A 1,167-nucleotide genomic window follows, 5' to 3' on the forward strand; every position below is an offset into this window, starting at 1 on the left:
GAAGTTGACGATGGTGGCGTCGCGGGCTGGGTTGGTGATGGATCCGGGGTCGAAGGTCACCTATAACGGGGTGGAGATCGGGCGGGTGGCCCATATTGCCGAGACGGTGCGTGATGGGAAGCCGGCGGCGAAGTTCACCTTGGATGTCTATCCGCGGTATCTGCATTTGATTCCGGCCAATGTCAATGCCGATATCAAGGCCACGACGGTGTTCGGTGGTAAGTATGTGTCGCTGACCACGCCGAAGAATCCGTCGCCGCAGCGGATTTCGCCGCAGACGGTGATTGATGCGCGGTCGGTGACCACCGAGATCAATACGTTGTTTGAGACGATCACCGAGATCGCGCAGAAGGTGGATCCGGTGAAGTTGAACCTGACGCTAAGTGCTGCGGCGCAGTCGTTGGCGGGGTTGGGGGATCGGTTTGGGCAGTCGGTGGTCAATGCCAATGCGATTCTTGATGATGTCAATCCGCAGCTGCCTCAGGCGCGTCACGATATTCAGCAGTTGGCGGGGTTGGGGGACACCTATGCCAACGCCGCGCCGGATTTGTTCGACTTTTTGAACAACTCGGTGATCACCGCGCGCACGCTTAATGCCCAGCAAAAGGATTTGGATCAGGCGTTGTTGTCGGCGGCGGGGTTTGGCAACACCGGGGCCGACATTTTCGAGCGGGGTGGGCCGTATTTGGCGCGGGGGGCTCAGGATCTGGTGCCCAGCGCCCAGCTGCTCGACACCTACAGCCCGGCGATCTTTTGCACCCTGCGCAACTACCACGACATCGCGCCCGTCACGGGCGCGTCCGAGGGGGGCTTCAACGGCTACTCGCTGAACATGGACACCGAGTTGTTGTCGGGCCTTGGGTTGCTGCTGAATCCGGTGTCGGCGGTCACCCTCATCGGTTTGATCGGGATTTTCGCGCTGCCGACCCAGGGGCTTGCGGCCCTGGGCAACGTCGCCACGCTGGTCGGCGGGGCGCCCAACCCCTACATCTATCCGGAGAACCTGCCCCGGGTGAACGCCCGCGGCGGCCCGGGCGGCGCGCCGGGGTGCTGGCAGCCGATCACTCGTAGTCTGTGGCCTGCGCCCGAGTTGGTCATGGACACCGGCAACAGCATCGCGCCGTACAACCACATCGACACCGCGTCGCCGTACGCGATCGAGTACGT

1 protein-coding gene is annotated in these 1,167 nt (G+C 62.6%); it reads left to right on the top strand.

What is annotated here, in order from left to right:
- Positions 1-4: 4 nt before the first annotated feature.
- On the top strand, positions 5-1,167 hold a 1,163-nt coding region (locus AWC19_RS03835; RefSeq protein ID WP_425436869.1), incomplete at its 3' end, for an MCE family protein.

Origin of the sequence: Mycobacterium palustre, from assembly GCF_002101785.1 — a bacterium.
GTDB classification, from domain to species: domain Bacteria; phylum Actinomycetota; class Actinomycetes; order Mycobacteriales; family Mycobacteriaceae; genus Mycobacterium; species Mycobacterium palustre.